Consider the following 21,706-nt stretch of genomic DNA (forward strand, 5'->3'; position numbering starts at 1 on the left):
TATCAACTAATCAGTTCTCTGCATTCCAGTTCGCTTTCATATAACTTTTTATATGTAAAATTGTTATTCAGAAGATTTCTATGGCTTCCTTGGCCTACCAGTTTGCCGGCATCAATAACCAGAATTTCATCTGAATCAATAATGCTTGACAGCCTGTGGGCAATCACGACAACGGTATGGTCATGAGAAATGGAACTTATTAATTCCTTGACCAGCTGCTGGGTTTCATTATCCAATGATGAGGTTGCTTCATCGAATAAAATAATTTTGGATTTTTTCAACATCGCTCTTGCGATGGCTATCCTTTGTTTTTGGCCGCCTGACAGATTCGCGCCATTCTCCTCAATGACTGTTTTATATCCATGCGGAAGACTCATGATGTAATCATGAATTTTTATCTGTTTGCAAATGGCTATCATTTCTTCCTCAGTTGCCTCTTGGTTCGCGATCAGCATATTATCAGCAAATGTTGCATTAAATAAATATGGAGCTTGGTGCACTACCGATATATGCTGGCGCAGTGTTTCTTCATTAAAATGATTAATATCTATTCCATCAATCAGAATGGCTCCTGTATCAGCCTCATAAAAATGGAGCAGCAGATTAAAAATTGTAGTTTTCCCGCCGCCGCTGCTGCCTACAATTGCTGTTGTATTATTCTTTGCGATGGTAAAGCTCAGGTTGTCAACAACCCGCAAATCGTCTCCGTACCCAAAGGAAATATTACAAAACTTAATTTCCCCCTCAATATGCTGCATTTCCATATCCCCAAACTTTTCTCTCTTATATCCAAATTCATCCAGCAAGTTGAATATTCTTTCAAGCGAAGTCAGCGCCTTCTGGATGTTGCTGCTGATTTGGGTAATGTTCATTAATGAACCCGTCAGCTGGCTGGAGTAAGAGGTAAATGCAATAAAGTATTCAATGTTCAGCTGTCCTTTATATATCAGAAACCCTGCTATAGCCATAACACTAAGCTGTGAGAGAAAAGAAGTGAACTGTGATAATGACCGGGCCACAGTACTTATAATATTAATATTTATATTTTTTCCTTTAAGCAGGATGGCCAGATCCAGAAATTGATTAATTTTTATCTTCTTGATGCCCAAACTCTTTATCTCTCTGATCCCGGTTATGGACTGCTGTAGATTACTGAAATAGCTATCGTTTAACTTAGCCAGTTCTTCACTTTGCTTCCTTATTTTTTTCCCGGAGAAGGTGAAAATAAAAAATGTAACCGGAAAGCTTATTAGAATCACCAAAGATAGTGGAATACTAATTTGAAAAACAACAATACATATGATGGCCACTCGAAGAATGTCGATTGCAGTATTAATCAATTGGTTGGTGAGGATGCTGGCTACAGTCGCAGTATCTCCCTGCAAACGGGATATAAATTCCCCCACCTTCATTTGGTCATAAGCCTTTACAGGAAGTTCAATGATCTTTTGAAACATATCTCTTTTCAAGTCATAAATAATATTTTCACTTAGTGAGGAAAATAAATAGGATTGAAAGAAACTTAGAATGGTTACAAAAAGCTCTGTTATAAACAGATAAATTAACATTACACTGAGCTTTTCAAATTCCTTAGAGAACAATAACGCTATGACCTTACCTAATATCAATGGCTCAATAATTTGCAGAATCAGACAAAACACAATACAAAAAAAAGTAGTAATCACACGCAATTTGTAAGGAAAGAGATACATCAAACATCTTTTCAGCAAACCGATATCCTTTTTATTAACTATGGATTTCATAAGCCATACCTCTGATGGTAATATTTAATTAATAAATTATTTATTTCATGTTTTTACACTTTGTAATAACTTTCACTTGCAAAGCCAATTCTACATCTTTCGATATAAATTGTAAACATATTTTTACTATATTTCAATTTTTAGTATATTTATTTATGACAGCTAAACTATAATTGTTGAACATTTAAATTTATTCCTCATTTATCCAATTAATCAATATACTATTGTGTTTTTATTTTTGCAAATATGTAAAATAGGCCAACCCGAAGCTTCGGGCTGACATGAGTACCAGAACAAAATCACCCTGGCGGGTGAATAACAACACGGGGCTTACGGCCGCAGAGATTCCCCACCGCTCCAAAATCAACGGGTGCATGCTGAAGACGGATCGCCCCATTCCTTCGTGATCGATCCGCAGCCGTTACGGACAGGAAAGCCTTTATTGAGAGAAGATTCGGCTATTCCGCAGGACTTCGGACTGAGATGCCTTTATTTGTTCCTTTTCCCTTTATTCCAGGCTCCATCGAACGATATAACGACTCCTGAGTCCGTAACTGCTGAAAAAGTAAGATTTTTGGCAAAATAAGGGCTCCTCTGTCCGCTTCAGCCTGCGGATGGAGCCCAATCCTTCTGCATCGCTTATATCCTCTGAGGCTTCCAAGAACTTTAATCATACTTTTACACACATGCGGAAGTAATCATAGTTTCCTATACCACGAAAAAAGCACCGTCTCTCTTGTGAGAAACGGCGCTTTTTATGTAATGCTGTACTAAACGGCTACTCTTTATCTTCTACATCCACAACCGAATGGCTGATGGAACCCCGGTCAAAGGTCAGTTTGGTCACATCGTTTACCCGCAGGACTACGATGTCATCGGAAATTTCCATGATCGTCCCGTGAAGGCCTCCAATGGTCACTACCTTATCGCCTTTTTTCAGAGCTTTCAGCATTGCGTTGCGCGTTTTGGTCTTCTTCTGCTGCGGACGGATGAGCAGGAAGTAGAACACCACAAACATCAGCACAAACGGGCCTACAAGACCCAGGATGCTTCCGCCGCTCCCTGCTGTTGCTGCATATTGAAACTGTAACATAATTCTCCCCCTTTCAAAAGACAATGAAACACTGCCCATTACCTAAAATCCTTTTAGATTATCATATAATCCATATTGCGCAAAAAACTCATCGCGAAAATCAAGCAGCCGATCTTCCCTGATGGCTTCACGCACTTTACGCATCAAATCCAGCAGGAAGTGCAAATTATGGTATGTCGTTAACCGCAGGCCGAAGGTTTCATCGGCTTTGATCAGATGGCGCAAATAAGCACGGGAATAATTCCGGCAGGTATAGCAGCCGCACTCTGGATCAAGCGGCCCGAAGTCGCGTGCATACTGCGCGTTGCGGACTACAAGTCTTCCCTGACTGGTCATCGTTGTCCCATTGCGGGCAATACGTGTAGGCAGAACACAGTCGAACATGTCCACTCCACGGATTGATCCTTCCAACAGCGCATCCGGTGAACCTACGCCCATTAAATAACGCGGTTTCCCTTGCGGCAGCAGCGGAACCGTATAATCCAGCACTTCATACATAAGCTGCTTGGACTCTCCGACGCTGAGCCCTCCAATAGCATACCCCGGGAAATCCATGGAAGTCAAATCAGCCGCACTCTGGCGCCGCAAATCCTCATACATGCCTCCCTGAACGATCGCGAACAGCCCCTGGTCTTCAGGACGGGCATGGCTTTTGAGGCATCTTTCGGCCCAGCGTGTAGTGCGTTCCAGTGACTTTTTGACGTAATCATATTCCGCCGGATACGGCGGGCATTCATCAAAAGCCATCATGATATCAGAGCCCAGTGCATTCTGGACCTCCATCGCCACCTCCGGCGAGAGGAACTTCTTATCCCCATTCAAGTGGGAACGGAAATGCACGCCTTCTTCGGTAATTTTGCGCATGTCACTCAGCGAGAAAACCTGAAAACCGCCGCTGTCTGTTAAGATGGGCCGGTCCCAGTTCATGAATTTGTGCAGGCCGCCGGCTTCGCGGATAATATCATGGCCCGGACGGAGAAACAGATGGTACGTATTGCTCAAAATAATATGCGCATCCATCTGCTTCAATTCTTCAGGACTCATTGTTTTGACGGTGGCGAGTGTACCTACAGGCATAAAAGCAGGCGTTTCAATTACGCCATGCGGGGTATGCACCCGGCCGAGCCGCGCACCGGATTGCTTGCAGGTCTTGATGTGTTCATAAGTTATTGCTGCCATAGGTTTAACCCTTCCTCTTGCTTAATAGATAAACATTGCATCGCCGAAGCTGAAAAAGCGGTAACGCTGCTGAATCGCGGCTTCATAGGCGGCAAGTATATTCTCCCGTCCGGCCAAAGCGCTCACCAGCATCACCAGTGTAGACTTGGGCAGATGAAAATTGGTAATCAGTGCGTTTACAACGGTAAATGTATAGCCCGGGTAAATAAAAATATCCGTCCAGCCGCTGCATTCTTGAATCGGACCGCCTCCGGCCTGTCTGCCGGCCGTTTCCAGTGTCCGGCAGGACGTTGTGCCCACGGCTATGATCCGTCCGCCCCGGGCTCTGGCAGCATTGAGCATATCCGCTGTCTCCTGGGACAAGACGAAATACTCGGCATGCATCACATGCTCTTCCACCTTCTCTACTGACATAGGACGGAAGGTGCCTAGTCCGACATGAAGCGTAATATAGGCAATCGTTACACCTTTTGCCTTGATCTGCTCCAGCAGCTCCCGGGTGAAATGCAGGCCTGCGGTCGGTGCGGCCGCCGAGCCTTCATGCTTGGCATACACCGTCTGGTAACGCTCGCGGTCATCCAGCGTCTCCTTGATATACGGCGGAAGCGGCATGCTTCCCAATCTGTCCAGAATTTCCTGAAATATTCCTGTATAGATGAAGCGGAGTGTCCGCCCGCCCATGTCAGCCTCGTCTTCAATCACTGCCTTGAGCTCCTCGCTGAAGATAATCACAGCTCCGGTCTTCAGCTTCTTGCCGGGCTTCACCAGCGCTTCCCAGCGGTCTTCGCCCAGACTCTTCAGCAGCAGGACCTCCGCCTTCGCACCGGTGTCTTCCTTGACGCCGAAGAGCCGGGCGGGAATCACCCGTGTATCATTCAGAACCAGCGTATCACCTGGCTGAAATTGCTCCAGTATATCCGTAAAATGCCGGTGCTCCAGTTGGCCATTCTCCTTGTTCACGAGCAGCAGCCGCGATGCACTGCGGTCGGACAGCGGAGTCTGGGCGATGAGCTCCTCCGGCAAATGGAAGTCATAATCATCTACATTCATGGTCAGTCTTCATTCCTTATTTATAGTAACGTTATTAAAGTAGTGTTGCAATATTCGCTTGTAATCATACCCTTTGTCGGCCATGCCCTTTACGCCCCATTGGGACATGCCAAGCCCGTGGCCGTTGCCCCAGCCCATAAAATAGAATCCGGGGCTGGCCGTGACTACTCTGGACGAAGCATCTGCGCCCATAACTACCGTACCGCTGCCGCCCGCTGTTCCTTTGCCGGAAGCAGAGAGTATTCCAGCGCTCTGGGAGCTGTTAACCGCTGCCGTAGAGCCGTTAGCGCCTAATACAGTATAACTGCCGGCAGGTACAATATCAAACAAAGTACTCGGCAATCCGCCGAACGCTGAACGGAACAGATCAGGATATTTCACCTGCAGAATCTCCCCGTTGGCTTTTACTTGAGTGACTCTACCCGAAGGCCCGCGCTGCGAAACCTGCAGACTGCTGATGGAAGAGGGCAATGAATTGCTGACCTTGCCCGACAGGCTTTTGAGCAGCTCCGCTGAAGTGTAAGGCCCTCTAATCCAGCTGTAGCTTCCGTTCTCATAGAACTGATCCAGAACTACGGCATTTTCGCCGGGATTCAGCTTGCCAAGCGGACTTGTACTGCTCTCAACGACAGGCAGCGGGCGGATGTTCACATCTTTGGTGCTCGCAGTAGCTATAGCCAGGCCAGCCGCAGTCTTGCCGCCGGTCAATTGGATATTGTCCTCCCGGGCATAACCCGAGACGCCGCTGGCCAGCAGCAAATAATACCATTTCTTTGATGCCGCTGCAGCGGAGTCTTCAGCACTGGCAACACTGACAAAGGTGGCACCGCCGTTACCCCATACCTCCGAAGGGTCGGCGGTCACACCGCCACTGTTGGAGGAGAACACTGCCTCCACAATCTTGCCGCCGCTCATCAGCACCTCGCCGGCGGTAGCATCTACAGCTTTAGTAATTGTGGGTGCTTCAGCACCAATACCGTAGTACACCTGGCTGAGTGTGGTATCCACCACATTCGCCACATCAAAACGGTTGCCCTGCGACAGCGCATAGCTCCGCGCCGCTACAGCCTGGGCCTTAAGCGCTTCTTCGGGCCAGCCTGAAGAAACTTCTCCGCCGACAACCGCATATAAATACTGCTCCAGCGGAACTTCGTTAATGACAGCCAGTGATCCTGAGAGTCCGCTGAGCTCCAGATTGCCGCGGTAAACGCGCTTGGAACGCTCAGCTAGTTGAATCCCGGCGGAATTGCCGGAGACTATGAACTTGGCTCCTGTACCGGACACCTGGTAATGAAACGCCTGGCTTTCGCTGCTCCAGTCCAGTCCCGCATCTGTACGGATCATCATCCCCGGTGTCGCAGCCGCTCCGGCGGATACGGCAAGCTGCGGAAGCGCAGCTGTAACTGCAGTCCGCAGCGCGGCAAGATCACTGTCGTTTGCCGCTTCGCCGACCCATACTTCCACTTGTGCGCTGCCGTCTGATCCGCTCACCAGCGTCTTCCAGGCATCAAAACCAGCCGCTGTAATCGTGCCGGCCACAGCATCCGCTTCCTCCTGGGTAGCAAAGGAGCCTGCGGACAGATGTTTGCTTCCAGCCAAGGCCGGAGCCTGTCCCTGGGCAAGGGACAAGCCTGCTTTGCTTACCCGGTTCAGCCCTTCCTTCGCCGCACTTTCACTGGTGTAAGGGCCCGTGTACAGCTGATAGACCGTCGCGCCATTCCGCGAAGCCACAAACAGCATCGGCTTATCGGAGGTTGATTGAAGCTTCTTGGCGGCTTCTGCGGCCGCCTGCCATGTAGGGCTGTCCATCACCTTGACCTTGTATCCGTCGAGGCTGACGCGGATTTTGTTATTTGCCGGAATGGGCAGCAGCTGCGCACTGCCTGACATCAGGCTGAAGCCCATCGTCGAACTCAGCGTCACGAAAGGGACGGTAGATTTATATTTGCTGCCAATATCGGCAAACAGCGCAACCCGGATGGTTGCGTTCGGATCGGCATGGCTGTCAGCGGCAGGAAGCAGCAGGCCGCCTGCCATCAGGGCGCCTGCAAGCAGGCTCATTCCTGTCTTTTTCCACCTGGCAAGATTCATCTTGATGCCTCCTATTAATAGAGATGATAGCAAAAAAAGATTTATTGCGGCTGCGGAGGAAGCGGAAGGCCCAAATGCTGATAAGCGGCAGGAGTCACAACTCTCCCCCGAGGCGTCCGCTGCAGAAATCCGATCTGCAGCAAATAAGGCTCATATACATCCTCAATGGTCTGGCTCTCTTCTCCGATCGTCGCAGCTATGGTATCCAGTCCGACAGGTCCGCCGCGGAAGGAACTGATCATGGAATGAAGCATCTTGTGGTCGATGCTGTCCAGCCCGCGCGGGTCCACCTGCAGCATCTTCAGCGATTCTCCGGCAATCTCCGGCGTAATGATCCCGTCGCCGCGCACCTGTGCGAAATCGCGGACCCGCTTCAGCAGGCGGTTGGCAATCCGCGGAGTTCCCGGGACCGCAGGGCGATCTCTTCGGCAGCATCGCCCAGAATCTCGATGCCGAGCAGTTCGGCATTGCGGGATACGATGAAGCTCAGCTCGTCGATCGTATAATACTCCAGCCGGCTGACCACTCCGAAACGGTCGCGCAGCGGCGCAGACAACAGCCCGGCGCGGGTAGTGGCGCCGATTAGCGTAAAGGGCGGCAGGTCCAGGCGCACCGAGCGGGCGCTCGGCCCCTTGCCGATCATAATATCCAGCGCGAAATCCTCCATCGCCGGATACATCACCTCTTCCACCGTCCGGTGCAGCCGGTGAATCTCGTCAATGAACAGCACATCGCCCTGCTGGAGATTGGTCAGCAGCGCGGCCAGATCGCCGGGCCGCTCAATGGCAGGCCCGGATGTTGTCCTGAGGTTCACACCAAGCTCATTGGCGATAATATTCGCGAGTGTCGTTTTGCCCAGACCGGGAGGCCCGTACAGCAGCACATGGTCCAGCGCTTCACTGCGCATTTTGGCAGCTTCTATATATATTTTCAGATTCTCTTTCACCTGGTTCTGTCCGATATACTCTCCCAGATAGCGGGGGCGCAGGCTCAATTCTACAGCTTGCTCGTCCATCATCAGGTTAGCCGATATAATCCGGTCATCCATTTATCCATCACTCCGTTCTGTCAAGCAGCCTATTTGGCTGTATACAGCAATCCCAACGCCTTCTTCATCAGCACATCAACCGGCCCTGAATCGGCACCTTCCTTCTTCATGGTCAGCCATACCCGGTCCAGTTCGGCTTCGGTATAACCGAGCGCCCTCAGCCCGTCGCGGGCTTCCTCCCAAGGCAGCGCCTCCGCCGCAGCCTGGGCTTCAGCCGCTACAGCGAACAATCCGGTCTGCATGGATACCGCGCTCAGGCCGTCCAGCTTGTCCCGCAGATCCAGAATCATCCGCTGGGCCGTCTTCTTGCCGATCCCCGGCAGCTTGGTCAGGAAGGTGATATTCTCCTGGTAAATCGCCGAGATCAGCTGATCCGGTGTTCCGCCGGTCAGAATCCCCAGGGCTACGCGCGGGCCAATCCCGGATACTTCAATCAGCTTGCGGAACAGCTTCTGCTCTTCTCTTGTCGGGAACCCGAAGAGCAGGGTAGCATCCTCGCGTGTCTGGTAATGAATGTAGATCGTCACCGGCCCCTCCAGCTTGGCAAAAGCATACGGATTCGGGCAGAATACCCGGTACCCTATGCCCTGGACATCCACCACCACATATTCCGGCTCCAAATGGACAACCGGACCTCTTAAGTAATCTATCATTTTCGCAATACCTCATTTAATTTGGAATTAAGACTCACCGAATGGGCGTGGCATACCGCCACCGCCAGCGCATCCGCCACATCATCGGGCTTCGGCACAGCCGCGAGCTTCAGCAGCAGCTTGACCATCTCCTGCACCTGTTTCTTCTCGGCCTTGCCATAGCCCACCACAGCCTGCTTCACCATCATCGGAGTATACTCCGCGACGGGAAGCCCGCGCTGGACAGCAGCCAGGATCAGCACACCTCTTGCTTGCGCCACCGGCAGTGCAGTGGTTACATTGCGGCTGAAAAACAGCTTCTCCACCGCGACCGCATCAGGCTGGTATTTATCAATAAGCTGCACCATACCCTCGTAGACATGCAGCAGACGTTCCTCCTCCGGCGTGTGCGCCTCCGTCTGGATGCACCCGTACTGAACCGGCGTTAATTTGTTTCCTACCTTATCCACGAAGCCGAAGCCGACAATCGCCAGCCCCGGGTCAATGCCCAGGATGCGCAAATCCAATCTCTCCTCTAAGCAGGCAGGATATTCCTGCTGTTTCATCCATTTCTCCGCCTTGAAGCGAACATATGTATTCCTTCTAACCATTATAGCAAAAAACCTTCTTCCGGGAGAATAAAAGTTTGCCGCCGCCCGGGAAAAGAAGGTCAATCTCCAGGGTCAACACCGGCTTGCGGACAGAGAATCCGCTAATCCGCAAGGAAAAAAGCTGGAGTGTCCGGGCACGCCCTACTACAGCACAAAAAAGCCGCCCCAGCCATATATCAGCTAAAGAGGCGGCCTTCATACCCTATCTGTTATTCTTCGCTTTGCATCACCTGTTCCGACGAGTCCCGCGCATAATCGCTGAAGGTGGACAGCACGCTGTTGTACTCTTCTACATCCTGCACGCGGATGCCTTCATGGAGCTGCTCTAAGATATCATCCGGCAGCGAAGACTTCATCGAGCCCATGTCCATTTGAAAAAAGGTTTTCAGCACCTTCTCCTGCGCCGGCGGACCTTTGAACAAGGTCAGATTGCCATGCTCGTCCACACCGATAAAAGCGTCCTTCTTAATCAGCGGCGATAAGTCGTTGACCATACGCTCCAACCAGAGATCCCCGTCTGCGCTGATCCAGCCGTTCCAGCCCGGATGTGCAGCGATGACCTGCCTAAGCTGGACGAGGGACTTGTCCCGGGAAGGGTTACGATCTCCTCCCCGGAAATATAGGTTGTCTTCAAGTGAACCGTCCGGCTGACCGGTTCCTGACCAAGGGCCTCCAGCAGCTGCTTACGATCCAGAGCTGAAGTCCCTTCAGTCCCTTCTTCTTGGGCCTGGCTGTACACAGCCGCTGCAGCCGGCACGCTTCCGCCCGGATCACCGGATGAGGCCTGTTCCTGCAGCCCGCTCAGATGGCCAGGCACATTCCATGCCGTATTACTCAGCAAGCCGCTGAGCTCTTCCGGGACCTGCATGCCGCGCCAAGCAAGCAGCGTTAAGACAATACAGGCCGCTCCTACCCAGGGGGCTTTTTTCCAACGTCTCCAACGCCGCCACAATTGTTTCTTTAAGCGAAAAGCATTCACGTTGATCCCTTCATTCTGCTTTTTTCCTATTGTGACCTGCAAAGGGAGCAATTATGCGCTTAGCCCTGAAAGTTTGACTAATTGCTCTGTTTTCTACTGGGACAACAGCGGATTTTCGATCGCACCGAGGAACAGCCAGACTCCGGTCTGCCGGTCTTCGATCACAAAAAGAAAGGGCCGGTCCACTGTCATGTGGAAGGGGGTTCCCACAGATTCCGCCGTCTCCCCGGCGCTGCCATTATAAGCAAGTGCAAAATATAAAAAATACATTCATACTTATCTTTCTAAGCCATCATTTGCTATACTCTATATTAGCGAAAATGTTAAAAACTAAAATAAAGGGGTAATCCTTGATGATCATTCAGCCAAAAACACGCGGCTTCATCTGCACAACCGCCCATCCGGAAGGGTGCGCCAAACAAATACAGGAACAAATTGATTTCGTAAAAGCCCAAAAGAAGCTGACCGGACCCGTGAACGTACTTGTTATCGGCGCTTCCACCGGGTACGGGCTGGCTTCACGGATTACTGCCGCTTTCGGCGCTGGAGCGAATACCATCGGTGTCTTCTTCGACAAAGCCGCTGAAGGTACGCGGACTGCTTCGGCAGGCTGGTACAACTCGGCCGCATTCGAGAAGGCTGCTGCACAGCAGGGCCTCAAATCCCACAGCATTGTTGGAGATGCTTTCTCCGATGCCATCAAGACCAAAACGATTGACCTGATCAAAGCGGAATACGGCACCGTAGACCTTGTGGTCTACAGCGTCGCATCCCCGCGCCGCACACATCCCGTAACGGGAGAAACCTTCTCCTCCGTGATTAAGCCGGTTGGCGCCGCCTACACGAATAAGACAATGAACTTCCATACCGGAGAGGTATCCACGGTCACCATTGAGCCGGCAACGGAGGATGAAGTCCGCCAGACCATCGCCGTTATGGGCGGGGAAGACTGGGCAATGTGGATTGACCAGCTGCAGGAGGCCGGTGTGCTGGCCGACGGGGCAACCACGGTAGCCTACTCCTATGTTGGACCGAAGATCACCCATCCGATCTACCGGGATGGAACGATTGGGCTGGCCAAAAACGACCTGGAGCAGACCGCCATCGCGCTCCATGAGAAGCTGAGTGCAACGGGCGGACGCGCTTTTGTCTCAGTCAACAAAGCCCTTGTTACACAGTCGAGTTCCGCAATTCCGGTGGTTCCACTGTACATTTCCGCTCTGTATAAAGTGATGAAGGAAAAGGATCTGCACGAAAACTGCATTCAGCAAATGTATCGCTTGTTCACGGATCATCTGTATAACGGCGGTGAAGCGTCCGCGGACGGCAGCCACCTGATCCGTATCGACGACTGGGAAATGCGCGAGGATGTGCAGATCGAAGTTATACGGCGCTGGAACGAGCTCGAAACCGGCAGTGTTCCTGAGCTTGCCGATCTGGAAGGCTACCGCGAAGATTTCTTCCATCTGTTCGGCTTCCAGACCGAAGGCGTGGATTACGAAGCCGATACCGATCCTGCGGTCGAGATTCCGAATCAGGTGTAACTAGCTAAAGGGGGTGCCCCAAAAGCCGGAATTGCGGCTTGGGGCACCCCCTCGTTTTTGATTGATATCCTCCCTTATGATCCGGACAGCGCCGATCTGATCTGTCTGGTATAGAACAGGCGGACAATGAAGAAGTAGATGACCTGAATGAAGAAGAACAACCCCAACACAATCAGGGATTCCCGGAACATAGAATACTGGAACATGTGTGACAACGCTGTAAGGGCCACGGCTCCATGCACAAGCGCAACAACAATGGGTGCGAAGAAAAGCAGGCCGATCTGGCGGTTCAGTATTTTGCCAAGCTCTTTGTCACTCAGCCCCAGCTTGGAAATAGCCTTGAACTTTTGTTTATCCTCATCCAGATCGCTGTACAGCCGGAAATAGAGAAAGCTGCCGGCCGAGACAAAAAATACGATCCCGATAAAAAACCCCATGAACATCAGCGGCCCAAAGTTATCATTAATTTTGGAGGTCTGATACTCGAGCGCATAGAAATTATAGTGCTCATCATAGGGAAGCTCATTCGTCAGTTTGCCGCCCACTGTCTGTACTCCCTGCTGTCCAATCGCCCCGTGCCAAGCGTAATAGCGGCTCACTTTCAGCGGCTGTACAAGCCGGCCAATCAGTTCATCGGAGACAACGTAATAACCGCTGAAAGCCCGTACCGCCGGAGACACAACGGCCTGATCCGCCTCGATGACTATCCCTGGCTGCAGCTTTACCGGCTGGTGAAGCATCTCCTCCCCCTTGCGCGACAGCCCGAAATCTACAATTGCGGCTTTCCCTGCGGTAAGCTGGATGGACTTAAGCCCCATCAGCTTTGCTACGTTGTTATATTCGGATTGTTTCACTAGAATTAGTGTCTCGCTGCTATCCGCAGCTTGGTAATAGTTAAGCTCCAAACCCGTTTTTTCCGCAGCAATCCCGGCTTTGCTGAGGCTCTGGTCAATAAGCTGTATATGGGCTTGGGCCTGGCCGTCTCCGTCCGCAGACATATACGTAAAAAGATAGGGATTTTTCTGCGTAAGCGCTCCGTTCAGCATGGACTGAAACCCGTACAATGCCCCTATCGCGCTGAAGGAAACGGTTGAGATGATGGCGACCAGAAAAAGGAACGCGCGTTGTCCTTCATCCGGTAGGAAAGGTCAGAGAGCAGCAGCATATTGGTTCTGCGCCAGAAAAAACGCTCCCGGCCCTTCAGCTTGCGGATCAGATACACGCTGAGCTGGGTGAACAGCAGATAGGTGCCGATAATGACCATAATGGCAACCGGAGCGAGCAGCATGACCACATTCAACCCGCTTGCCCGAAGAGACAGGAAGTAGCTCGTCCCCAGCAGCAATACCACCAGCAAGGATAGCAGAAGCGAAGCCTTCGGCTCCTGTTTGGGCTGACTATTTGCTTTGATGAGCGTGATCAGCTTGCCGCTGCGGAGCACCGCCGAAATAAACAGGGAGATCAGAATGAAGAGCAGCATAAACGAAATCAGTGTCAGCAGGATCGCCTTGATTGGAAAATAGAATTGCAATGGCTCCTTAAGCGCAAGCGCATTTGTCCCCGCAAGCAGAATCCCCTTCGCGAATACAATCCCGAGACCGATGCCGCCGGCAGTGGCGCTTAACCCGATCAGCATATTCTCCCAAAAAATCATCCGCCGCAGCTGCCGGGTGGTCATTCCCTGCATCATCATCAGCCCGAACTCCCTTTTCCGCGATTGCAGAAATGCACTCATGGAGTAGAGCACGAAGAAGAAGGAGAACACATAGATGATCCACTTGGAGACCGAAAGCCCAATAACCGCACTCGATTGTAAGTTTTCCGCGCTAAGCACCGGATGATAGGCAAAAATGGCAAAGGTAAAGAAGACCATCACCGTAAACATGCTGCTGAGAAAATAGGCGGTATACAGCCTTTTGTTCCGGGTGACGTTACGGAATGCGAACTGGCGGAACGTCATTGCTGTATCCTCCTAGCAGCGAAAGTGTATCGATAATCTTCTGAAAAAAACTCTGGCGGTTGTTCCCGCTGTGGATCTCTGTATAGAATCTTCCATCCTTAATGAACACCACACGGTGACAATAGCTGGCGGCTACAGCATCATGTGTAACGAGCATCATCGTCGTTGACTGCTCCCGGTTGATCGCTTCCAGCAGATCCATCACATCCTTGGCTGCTTTGGAATCCAGATTGCCGGTAGGTTCATCCGCTAGCAGCAGCTTAGGGGAATGGATCATCGCTCTGGCGATCGCTGTCCGCTGGGCTTGTCCCCCGGAGATCTCATAGGTGCGTTTTTTCATAATGGCGCTGATCCCCAGCTTCCCGGCAATCTCCTGGGCCTTCTGCTTCATTTCACTCACCCGGGTTCCATCCAGCGTCAACGGCAGGACCATATTTTCCTCCACTGTCAGGGTATTCAGCAGATTGAAATCCTGAAAGACAAATCCCAGCTCCCGCCGGCGGAATACCGCCAATTCGTTTTTATCCAGCTTGCCGGTGTCCTTGCCATCGATCATAATACTTCCGGTAGTCGGGCTGTCAACCGTGGCAATCATATTCAGGAGGGTTGTTTTTCCGCTGCCGGACGGCCCCATAATGCCCACGAATTCACCGGCTTCTATGGTTAGATCAATATCGGTCAAAGCCCGGTAAGCCACGTTTCCCTCATATATTTTACTGACCTGCCTTACCTCAAGCATATGGCTTTACGCCCCTTTCTTGGTATGCACAGCATTGGTTCTGTAACCAATATACCGGAGACGGCAGCACATCAACTATCGATTTAGGTTTCACTTTTATTACACGCTTGTAAGCAAAGGATTCGCCGCCAAAATAATCCGCAGCACCGTTCCCTCGCCAACCGCCGATTCCAGCTCAAGCCGGTGCCCGAGACGGTCGGCAGACTCCTTCGTCAAATACAGCCCCATTCCCGTAGACTCCCGCAGTCCGCGCCCGTTGTCGCCGGTGAAAAAGGGGTCAAATACCCGTTTGAGATCAGACTTCTGAATGCCGATCCCCTGGTCCTTAACCTCAATGACTGCATCCGCTCCCCTGAGATAACAGGATACATTAATCTTCTGGCCGCCCCCGTATTTTTTGCTGCTGAATATTTGATGGCATTGTTGATAATTTGCGACAGCATAAAGAACAGCCATTTCTCATCGGTCTGGGCGGTAATTCCGGGAGAGGCGGCCTTTACCTCGGGAAAGATATGATTGCGGATGAAGAGCCGTTTGTGATCATGGACGACCTCGCCCACAAGCTTCGGCAGGACGACAGGCTTGATGTGAAAATCCTTTTCAAAAGCCCGCAGCCTGGCCATATACAGAACGGTATGCAGACCGCCGCGCATACGCTCCAGCTCCTCACGGATACTGGCAAACTCGGGCTCGTCCATATTCTGTACAGTCAGCTCAATCACCGACAGCGGTGTTTTCATCTGATGCACCCATTGGTCAATAAAGGTTAAGTGCTGCTCCTGCTGCAGCTTCACCGCAGTCAGCTGCTGCTGATAGTGGCGGTATTGTGTGTGCAGCAACAGCTCCAGCGCTTTGGAAACGGGGTTATTCTCAATCTTCTGAAAGGATTCGTCCAGCGTCTCAAGAGGTCTGCTGAGGCGAAGATAATAGCGGCGCCTGCTAAGATATTGATAGATCAAGTAGCAGCTGAGAAAGAAGAAACCAATAAAGACTGAATAGAGCGCGGTCGGAAGATTGCGATAGCCGTCAAGCCAGTAAATCGACAACATTGCGCCGAATTGCACGATCTGAACAGCGAACAGCAACGCATGCTCACGGATAAACAGCTTCATGGCGTAGCCTCTGCCCAGCTGATGTTCAGCCGGTATCCTGAACCTCTGACAGTAAGCACGGCATCTTCAATCCCAAGCTCCTGAAATTTCTTCCGGACCCGTGCAATATTCACATTAAGCGTGTTCTCATCCACAAAAGCCTGCGGGTCCCACAGCTTCTCCAGCAGGGCCTCCCGGCTGGCCACCCTTGGATAACGCTCCATAAGACTCTCTATAAGATCTGATTCCTTTCTGGTGAGGGCCACGACCGCCTGTCCATACAGCAATTCGAGCCTTTCAGGATACAGGACCAGCCCTTCCTTCTCCAGCATCAGCTCCTCACGCTTGGCCGCATACTCCCCGTAAGCCCGGCGGAGGTGGCTGTGGATTTTGGCGAGCACAATCCCTGAATGGAACGGCTTGGTGATATAATCATCCCCCGTTTTCCAGCGCCATGATCTGGTCCATCTCACCGTCCCGCGCGGAGATGAACAGCACAGGGCAAGTAGAGATATTGCGGATTTGCCGGCACCAGTAATAGCCGTCATAGCTGGGCAGATTCACATCAAGCAGAACCAGCTCCGGTCTTATCTGTTCAAATTCCTGGAGCACCTGAGCAAAATCCTCGACCTTTACCACATCATATCCGTACTTTTTAACCGCTGACAGCAGGAGGTCCGCAATCTTCGGATCATCTTCCACAATCATGATTCTGAACATATTCACGCTCTCCTTGTCTCGTTCATCTGTGTAAATATATAACAAACTATAGCATATGTAAGCTTACCGGCGGCAGGCCCATAGAAAGATGCTTACGGCACACATCCATAAGAGCATGATAGCTGTCCATGAAATCAAGCTGCTGCAGAATGGACAAATAGCTGCATAATTTTGACGTGTCCTGACTTTGCTTCAGGCAGATTACAGTGATTTCATATAACACTAAGGTCACGATCTTGTCGTAGAGCAGATTGGTTTTATCCGCCAAAGGCAGAGCCTTTGTAAGAAAAAACAGGCTTTTCTCATAATTCCGCTCCGCCAGGCAGATATTGGAGATGTTCTGGAGCAAATGCTGCTGGATGGTTCTGCTCTCGGCAAAGCAATGATATTTATTAAATTCCTGCACAGCTCTCAGTCCAAAAAAGATGGCATCGTCACTGTTCAGTGTGAACAAAAAGTTGTTAAGCAGCTTGAATTCATACAGATACCAGGTATCTACCCCAAGCAGATAGGGTTTGATGTAATCGGCAATCTCGCTCAGTTGCCTGATTTGATCCCCGTGGCCATACTGAATCAGCAGTCCCTGTCCAAGCAAATACAGATGGTAAAAAGCTTCCGTCCGCGTAGTCTTATACAACATATGGCATTCATAGCTGACGTCCCTGACCTTCTCGAATTCGTAACGGTTCCCCGCTTCAACGAGGGTCAGGTGGAGTGTCCGTTTGACCGGCTGGGCATAGTCATGATGCAAGAATAACAGCTCCTCCAGAGACATTTCGAGCTTGTCCAGAATCAGAATCAGCTTGTCGTAACCGGGGAAATACTTTCCTCCTTCAAAACGTGACAGATTGGAACGGCTCATAATTCCCCCTGCCAGGTCCGACTGATTCATCCCTTTAGACTTTCGAATCCGCTTAACCGTCTCCCCCAGAACCCTTCCCATTTCACTTCACTCCCGCAAATGTGAGTATACAGCACAATTTCCTTACCTATTTTTCATTGTATGCTACATTCGAGCCAATGAAAAATACATTACAGGAAGAAGGATCGGTATGAACAATCCGGCAAACCGGAAACTGAACAGCAAAGTATGGAATATCTTGCTTGGAACGCTTTTCACCAGAACGGCACTCTTTATGAGCACTCCTTTTCTGGCCATATTTCTGACGACTCAAAAGGATATTTCCCTCCTCCACACCGGCTATATTCTCAGCATTAATCCGCTCATCAATGTGTTGTTCGGCAGTTTTGGCGGGAGGCTTGCTGATAAGCTCTCCTTGAAAAAAATAATAGGCGGAATCCCGCTTGTCTGGGGTTCCGCCTTCATCCTGTTTTATTTTGCCGGCAGCTTCTGGCATTTTCTTCTGCTTAGCGGCCTTAACGGCTTGTGCTATTCTATCTTTGAGCCTGCCAGCAAAAAAGTGCTGTCTGCCCAAACCGCCCCGGACAACCGGCTGCTGGTATTCAACCTGAGATATTCCGCGATTAATCTGGGAGCTTTTATCGGCCCCCTCCTAAGTTTGCTCTTCAATATGAAGCTGACACTGTTTCCCTACGTGATCCTAGGCATTCTGTATATTCTATATGGGGTATCAACCCGGTTTTTCTTCCGGGATATGCCGGCCGGAGCACCAGCTTCGCCGCCCGTACCGCTCCCCCGCCCGCGAGCCTTCACCATAATCCGCAAAGATCATGTTTTCCTTCTGCTGCTGGCCGGCATGAGCTTCTCTTTCTTCGGTTATTCCCAGCTGAATGCAACCGTTTCGCAGTATCTGGCTAACACCAGTGCTTTAACGAATGGCGTTCAACTGTACTCCACCCTTCTATCTGCCAATGCCCTGATCATCCTCGCTGCCCAATTTGTGCTGCTGCGCTGGATCTCCGGCTGGAATCCCTTTACCGTCGTGCTTGTCAGCAATTTGCTGATCGGCCTAAGCTTTTTGCCCTTTATCTTACCGCCTGCTGTGCTGCCGCTCCTTGCATTTATCGTCCTCTTCAGTGTGGGAGAGCTGCTGATCGGCGCCCGCTTCGATGCCTTGGTGGATGAGCTGGCCAGAGCAGAGGTCAAAGGCCTGTATTTCGGCTGCTCGGAATTGATCAAGGCGGGGACCATCGCCGGGCCATTAGCAGGAACCCGCCTGCTGGGCCATTTCGGAGTACAGGCCGGATTTCCCGTCTTTGCCTTGTTATGCGCCATCACGATCACCGGTGCAGGGCTGATTGGCATAGCCAAGTCCAGGCACGGCAGCATTACTCATGCGCAGAAGCCTCAGGAAGAATATCCCGCTTGATGTGAGGATCGTAGTTGGCAACAATCAGAATATCCATATGCCTTGCGGTGCGCAGCAGTTTTTTGATGATCGTGCCTTCCCATAACCGCTTCCATGCCGGTCGGTCACATTGGCCGATAATAAGCTGGGTGGCATGGTGTTCGTCAGCTTTCGCCTGAATGACCTCCGCAAGCCTTGATGAAGGCCCTGATGAGGAGATCATTTCAAATTTTCCGCCCAGCCGAAGGGTCAGGTTTTCAATGCTCGCTTTCATTTTCAGCTCGTCCTCGGTCAGTTCTTTCGCTGAATGTACATAAGCAACAATCCAATCCGCCTTCAACCGGAAAGCCGTCCTGAATCCCCGGCGGATTAGTTTCCCGGCACTCTGGCTAAGCTTCACACAGACAAAAATAACCTCCTGCTTATTCCAGGGCCCGCGCAGAGAGCTGACACGTTCCCATGCCTCCAGCCGTTCATCTACGTCATCGGCAATTTCCCGGAGCGACAGCTCTCTCAAGGCAATCAAATTCCCTATTTTAAAAAAGTTGTCCAGCGCTTGATCGATTTTTTCCCGGGCATAAATCTTCCCGTCCTTCATGCGGGCTTGCAGCGCCTGTGGCGCCACATCGATAAGCTCCACCTCATCCGCCAGCCGGAGAATGGAATCCGGGACGGTTTCCCTCACACGAACCCCGGTGATTTGGGCCACCGCATCATTCAAGCTTTCCAGATGCTGCACATTGACGGTTGAAATCACGGAAATGCCCGCGTTCAGAATTTCCATTACATCTTCATAACGCTTTTTGTACTTGCTCCCGGGAACGTTAGTGTGAGCCAGCTCATCGACCAGTACTACTTCAGGGTTGCGCCTCAGGATGGCCCCGGTATCCATTTCCTCCAGCACAGTTTCTGAATATTTGATTTTTGCCCGTTCGATAAGCGGCAGTTCAGCCACCTGCTGGCCCGTTTCCTGCCGGCCGTGCGTTTCCAGCAGGCCGATAACAACATCCACTCCCTTCTTGAGCAGATGATTGCCTTCCCGCAGCATGGTATAGGTTTTGCCTACTCCGGGTGCCGCACCAATAAAGACCTTGAACCGCCCCCGCCGGATCCGCCCGATTTTTTCGTCTACTTCCCGTGAGCTTAACCGGTGATACAGCGGGTTATCCGCGGGAACGGCCAGTTTTGCGGGCAGGATCCGCTCCCCTTGGTGCTCCGCCCGGTCGGCAACCATGAAGATATCCATATTCCTGGACTTCCGGATGATGTCATTGACAACAGAGCCTTGCCAGAACTCCTGCCACCTCGACTGCCGGGAATGGCCCAGCATAATCCTGGTAACATTATGTTCAAGCGCATACTGGATCAGCCGCTCCGGCAATCTTCTCCGGGAATGGAAAGGCAGTTCTTCGAACGCTGCCCCGACCTTCCGGACAAGCTTAACGAGCGACTCCTTAAAAGCTGCCTGCTCTTTCGTCAGCGGACGTTTTGGGTTCGTAAAGGTAATGATAATGAGTTCACCGTTCAGCCGTTTCGCCACCTGCTGGCCGCGCCGGACATAAATCGAGCCGTTCCAGTGATATTGGGTGGAGACCAGGATGCGTTCCGCCGCGCCGGACGGACCGAGCATTCCCATCTGCTCACGGTGCTTCTCCAGGGAGTCATTCACCCCTTCCGCCACAAGCCGCAGAGCCAGCTCGCGCAGCACCCCCAGCGTTCCCCGCTGAAACAGTGCGGCGGTTTTGCTGTTGCGCACATGCCCTTCCGAGACACGCTGGAGCAGCGTTTCAGGCGTTACATCAATCAGACGGATTTCATCTGCAAGCTCCAGTGTATGGGCAGAGACAGTCTCCTCCACCTCAATCCCCATATATTTCTGGGCCAGTTCCCTTACGCCTTCCAGCTCATATACGTTTACCGTAGTCATTACACTGATTCCGTGACCCAGCAGAAAGTGGATATCTTCCAGTCTGGTCTTATGCACCGCATCTGGACGGTTCCGGTGCGCCAGGCCATCCACCAGCACCACCTCCGGATTCCGCTGGATTAAGGCTTCCACATTCAGATCCTTTTTTTCCGTGCCGTCGTGGACCCAATGAATGCTCGGGATCCGTTCGAGCTGCCCGATTTGTTCAATCGTTTCAGGACGCTGGAGCGTGGATACCGCACAGATGACGACATCTATTCCCTGCTGCTGGAGCGCTGTTCCTTCCCGCAGCATATGATAGGTTTTGCCCGACCCGCTTACTGCACCAATAAAAATTTTCAACCGTCCGCGATGCAGCTTGGAGATGGATAACAAGATTTCCTCCGGACTTTTCCGCTTGAAGTTTTCCACCTTGTCCATTCCTCACGTTCCGATTTATTTTCCATTCACCGTCTTCTGCACATCGATGTTGAGCAGGAGCACATTGACAACCCGCTCTCCCAAGACTCCTAGTTCTCTTTCCTGGGTATGCTTGGCTACCAATTCCTTCAATTGTTCTTCAGGTATGCCAGTGCTTCGGCTGATACGCGGGATTTGAACCTGCGCCGCCTCCACACTGATGTGCGGATCTAATCCGGAGCCGGAATTGGTGATCAGATCCACCGGCAATTCAGACACGGGAATCCCGGGGTTCTCCGACTTCCAGGCCTCTACTGACGCCTTCGTGCGTTCAAGCATATCCGGATTGGAAGGTGCATAGTTCGGCGTACCTGAGGAAACCGCGTTATATTCAATACTAGAGATCCGGCCATGGAAGTAACCCGGGGACGTGAAATTCTGTCCGATCCATTTGGAGCCAATGACTTCATGTTTATCATTATAGATCAGGCTTCCATCCGCCTTATCCGGCATGACTGCCTGGGCAATTCCCGTCACAACCAGCTGATACGCCAGAATAATAATCATGAGTGCGACAGTTGTTCTTATTGAAACAGCGATAGTCTTCATA

The 21,706-nt window shown here is 51.3% G+C and carries 17 protein-coding genes and 4 pseudogenes; 3 read left to right on the top strand and 18 right to left on the bottom strand.

The genetic code is table 11. From position 1 onward, the window contains the following. Nucleotides 1–2: 2 nt before the first annotated feature. Entirely contained in the window at nucleotides 3–1,763 is a 1,761-nt protein-coding gene (locus tag JI735_RS01530; protein ID WP_039835891.1) for an ABC transporter ATP-binding protein, read from the bottom strand. Nucleotides 1,764–2,044: 281 nt separating this feature from the next. Here JI735_RS01530 and JI735_RS36780 point away from each other — a divergent pair, with 281 nt between their 5' ends. Beyond that, entirely contained in the window at nucleotides 2,045–2,170 is a 126-nt protein-coding gene (locus JI735_RS36780; protein WP_267919110.1) for a hypothetical protein, read from the top strand. Between the two features lie 371 nt (nucleotides 2,171–2,541). On the opposite strand, the gene yajC is transcribed toward JI735_RS36780, so the two are convergent. The 10 genes and pseudogenes from yajC to JI735_RS01580 form a co-directional block, all read right to left on the bottom strand. Then, on the bottom strand, nucleotides 2,542–2,856 hold the full coding sequence (gene yajC, locus JI735_RS01535) for a preprotein translocase subunit YajC (RefSeq protein WP_020426614.1): 315 nt from the start codon (nucleotides 2,854–2,856) through the stop codon (nucleotides 2,542–2,544). A gap of 42 nt (nucleotides 2,857–2,898) precedes the next feature. Beyond that, a complete protein-coding gene (tgt, locus tag JI735_RS01540; protein WP_039835893.1) occupies nucleotides 2,899–4,035 on the bottom strand; it encodes a tRNA guanosine(34) transglycosylase Tgt in 1,137 nt (378 codons plus the stop codon). A 21-nt stretch (nucleotides 4,036–4,056) separates the two neighbouring features. After that, nucleotides 4,057–5,085: a tRNA preQ1(34) S-adenosylmethionine ribosyltransferase-isomerase QueA gene (gene queA / locus JI735_RS01545; RefSeq protein WP_039835894.1), complete on the bottom strand. Its 1,029-nt coding sequence runs from the start codon at nucleotides 5,083–5,085 to the stop codon at nucleotides 4,057–4,059. Nucleotides 5,086–5,094: 9 nt separating this feature from the next. After that, nucleotides 5,095–7,176, bottom strand: coding sequence for a SpoIID/LytB domain-containing protein (locus JI735_RS01550; protein ID WP_202676966.1), 2,082 nt, complete (start codon nucleotides 7,174–7,176; stop codon nucleotides 5,095–5,097). A gap of 41 nt (nucleotides 7,177–7,217) precedes the next feature. Beyond that, nucleotides 7,218–8,224, bottom strand: a pseudogene (ruvB, locus tag JI735_RS01555) (Holliday junction branch migration DNA helicase RuvB). 29 nt (nucleotides 8,225–8,253) lie between these two features. Next, the gene (gene ruvA, locus JI735_RS01560) at nucleotides 8,254–8,877 is read right to left on the bottom strand and encodes a Holliday junction branch migration protein RuvA (RefSeq protein ID WP_020426619.1); all 624 of its coding nucleotides are present in this window, start codon (nucleotides 8,875–8,877) and stop codon (nucleotides 8,254–8,256) included. Beyond that, nucleotides 8,874–9,377, bottom strand: coding sequence for a crossover junction endodeoxyribonuclease RuvC (ruvC, locus tag JI735_RS01565; RefSeq protein WP_020426620.1), 504 nt, complete (start codon nucleotides 9,375–9,377; stop codon nucleotides 8,874–8,876). The genes ruvA and ruvC overlap by 4 nt, the downstream gene beginning before the upstream one ends. 299 nt (nucleotides 9,378–9,676) lie before the next feature. Continuing rightward, a complete protein-coding gene (locus JI735_RS01570) occupies nucleotides 9,677–9,961 on the bottom strand; it encodes a BofC C-terminal domain-containing protein (RefSeq protein WP_202676968.1) in 285 nt (94 codons plus the stop codon). After that, nucleotides 9,937–10,446: a hypothetical protein gene (locus JI735_RS01575; protein ID WP_233476204.1), complete on the bottom strand. Its 510-nt coding sequence runs from the start codon at nucleotides 10,444–10,446 to the stop codon at nucleotides 9,937–9,939. Before JI735_RS01575 ends, JI735_RS01570 begins: the two co-directional genes overlap by 25 nt. Nucleotides 10,447–10,539: 93 nt before the next feature. Continuing rightward, the gene (locus tag JI735_RS01580) at nucleotides 10,540–10,716 is read right to left on the bottom strand and encodes a serpin family protein (RefSeq protein ID WP_157771401.1); all 177 of its coding nucleotides are present in this window, start codon (nucleotides 10,714–10,716) and stop codon (nucleotides 10,540–10,542) included. Nucleotides 10,717–10,799: 83 nt separating this feature from the next. Between JI735_RS01580 and fabV the strand changes: the two genes are divergently transcribed. Continuing rightward, nucleotides 10,800–11,990 carry an enoyl-ACP reductase FabV gene (gene fabV / locus JI735_RS01585; protein ID WP_039835904.1) on the top strand — a complete coding sequence of 397 codons (1,191 nt, stop codon included), beginning with the start codon at nucleotides 10,800–10,802 and terminating at the stop codon, nucleotides 11,988–11,990. Between the two features lie 74 nt (nucleotides 11,991–12,064). Here fabV and JI735_RS01590 read toward each other — a convergent pair. The 5 genes and pseudogenes from JI735_RS01590 to JI735_RS01610 all read right to left on the bottom strand — a co-directional run bounded on the left by JI735_RS01590 (nucleotide 12,065) and on the right by JI735_RS01610 (nucleotide 17,443). Further along, nucleotides 12,065–13,950 (bottom strand): annotated as a pseudogene (locus JI735_RS01590) (ABC transporter permease). Continuing rightward, entirely contained in the window at nucleotides 13,922–14,689 is a 768-nt protein-coding gene (locus JI735_RS01595) for an ABC transporter ATP-binding protein (protein ID WP_039835906.1), read from the bottom strand. The pseudogene JI735_RS01590 and the gene JI735_RS01595 overlap by 29 nt, the downstream one beginning before the upstream one ends. Before the next feature lie 99 nt (nucleotides 14,690–14,788). Then, nucleotides 14,789–15,801 (bottom strand): annotated as a pseudogene (locus tag JI735_RS01600) (sensor histidine kinase). Then, nucleotides 15,798–16,500 (bottom strand): annotated as a pseudogene (locus JI735_RS01605) (response regulator transcription factor). The pseudogenes JI735_RS01600 and JI735_RS01605 overlap by 4 nt, the downstream one beginning before the upstream one ends. 46 nt (nucleotides 16,501–16,546) lie before the next feature. Then, complete coding sequence (locus JI735_RS01610; protein ID WP_039835909.1) at nucleotides 16,547–17,443, bottom strand: helix-turn-helix domain-containing protein; 897 nt, start codon at nucleotides 17,441–17,443, stop codon at nucleotides 16,547–16,549. A gap of 193 nt (nucleotides 17,444–17,636) precedes the next feature. Between JI735_RS01610 and JI735_RS01615 the strand changes: the two genes are divergently transcribed. Next, on the top strand, nucleotides 17,637–18,791 hold the full coding sequence (locus tag JI735_RS01615) for an MFS transporter (RefSeq protein WP_233476440.1): 1,155 nt from the start codon (nucleotides 17,637–17,639) through the stop codon (nucleotides 18,789–18,791). Here the strand turns inward: JI735_RS01615 and JI735_RS01620 are convergent. Beyond that, on the bottom strand, nucleotides 18,751–21,108 hold the full coding sequence (locus tag JI735_RS01620; RefSeq protein ID WP_039835920.1) for a histidine kinase: 2,358 nt from the start codon (nucleotides 21,106–21,108) through the stop codon (nucleotides 18,751–18,753). The two genes, JI735_RS01615 and JI735_RS01620, sit on opposite strands and share 41 nt — an antisense overlap. 24 nt (nucleotides 21,109–21,132) lie before the next feature. Next, a complete protein-coding gene (gene kdpC / locus JI735_RS01625) occupies nucleotides 21,133–21,705 on the bottom strand; it encodes a potassium-transporting ATPase subunit KdpC (RefSeq protein ID WP_039835911.1) in 573 nt (190 codons plus the stop codon). Between the last annotated feature and the right edge of the window lies 1 nt (nucleotide 21,706).

It is taken from the genome of Paenibacillus sonchi, from assembly GCF_016772475.1.
GTDB lineage: Bacteria > Bacillota > Bacilli > Paenibacillales > Paenibacillaceae > Paenibacillus_AQ > Paenibacillus_AQ sonchi.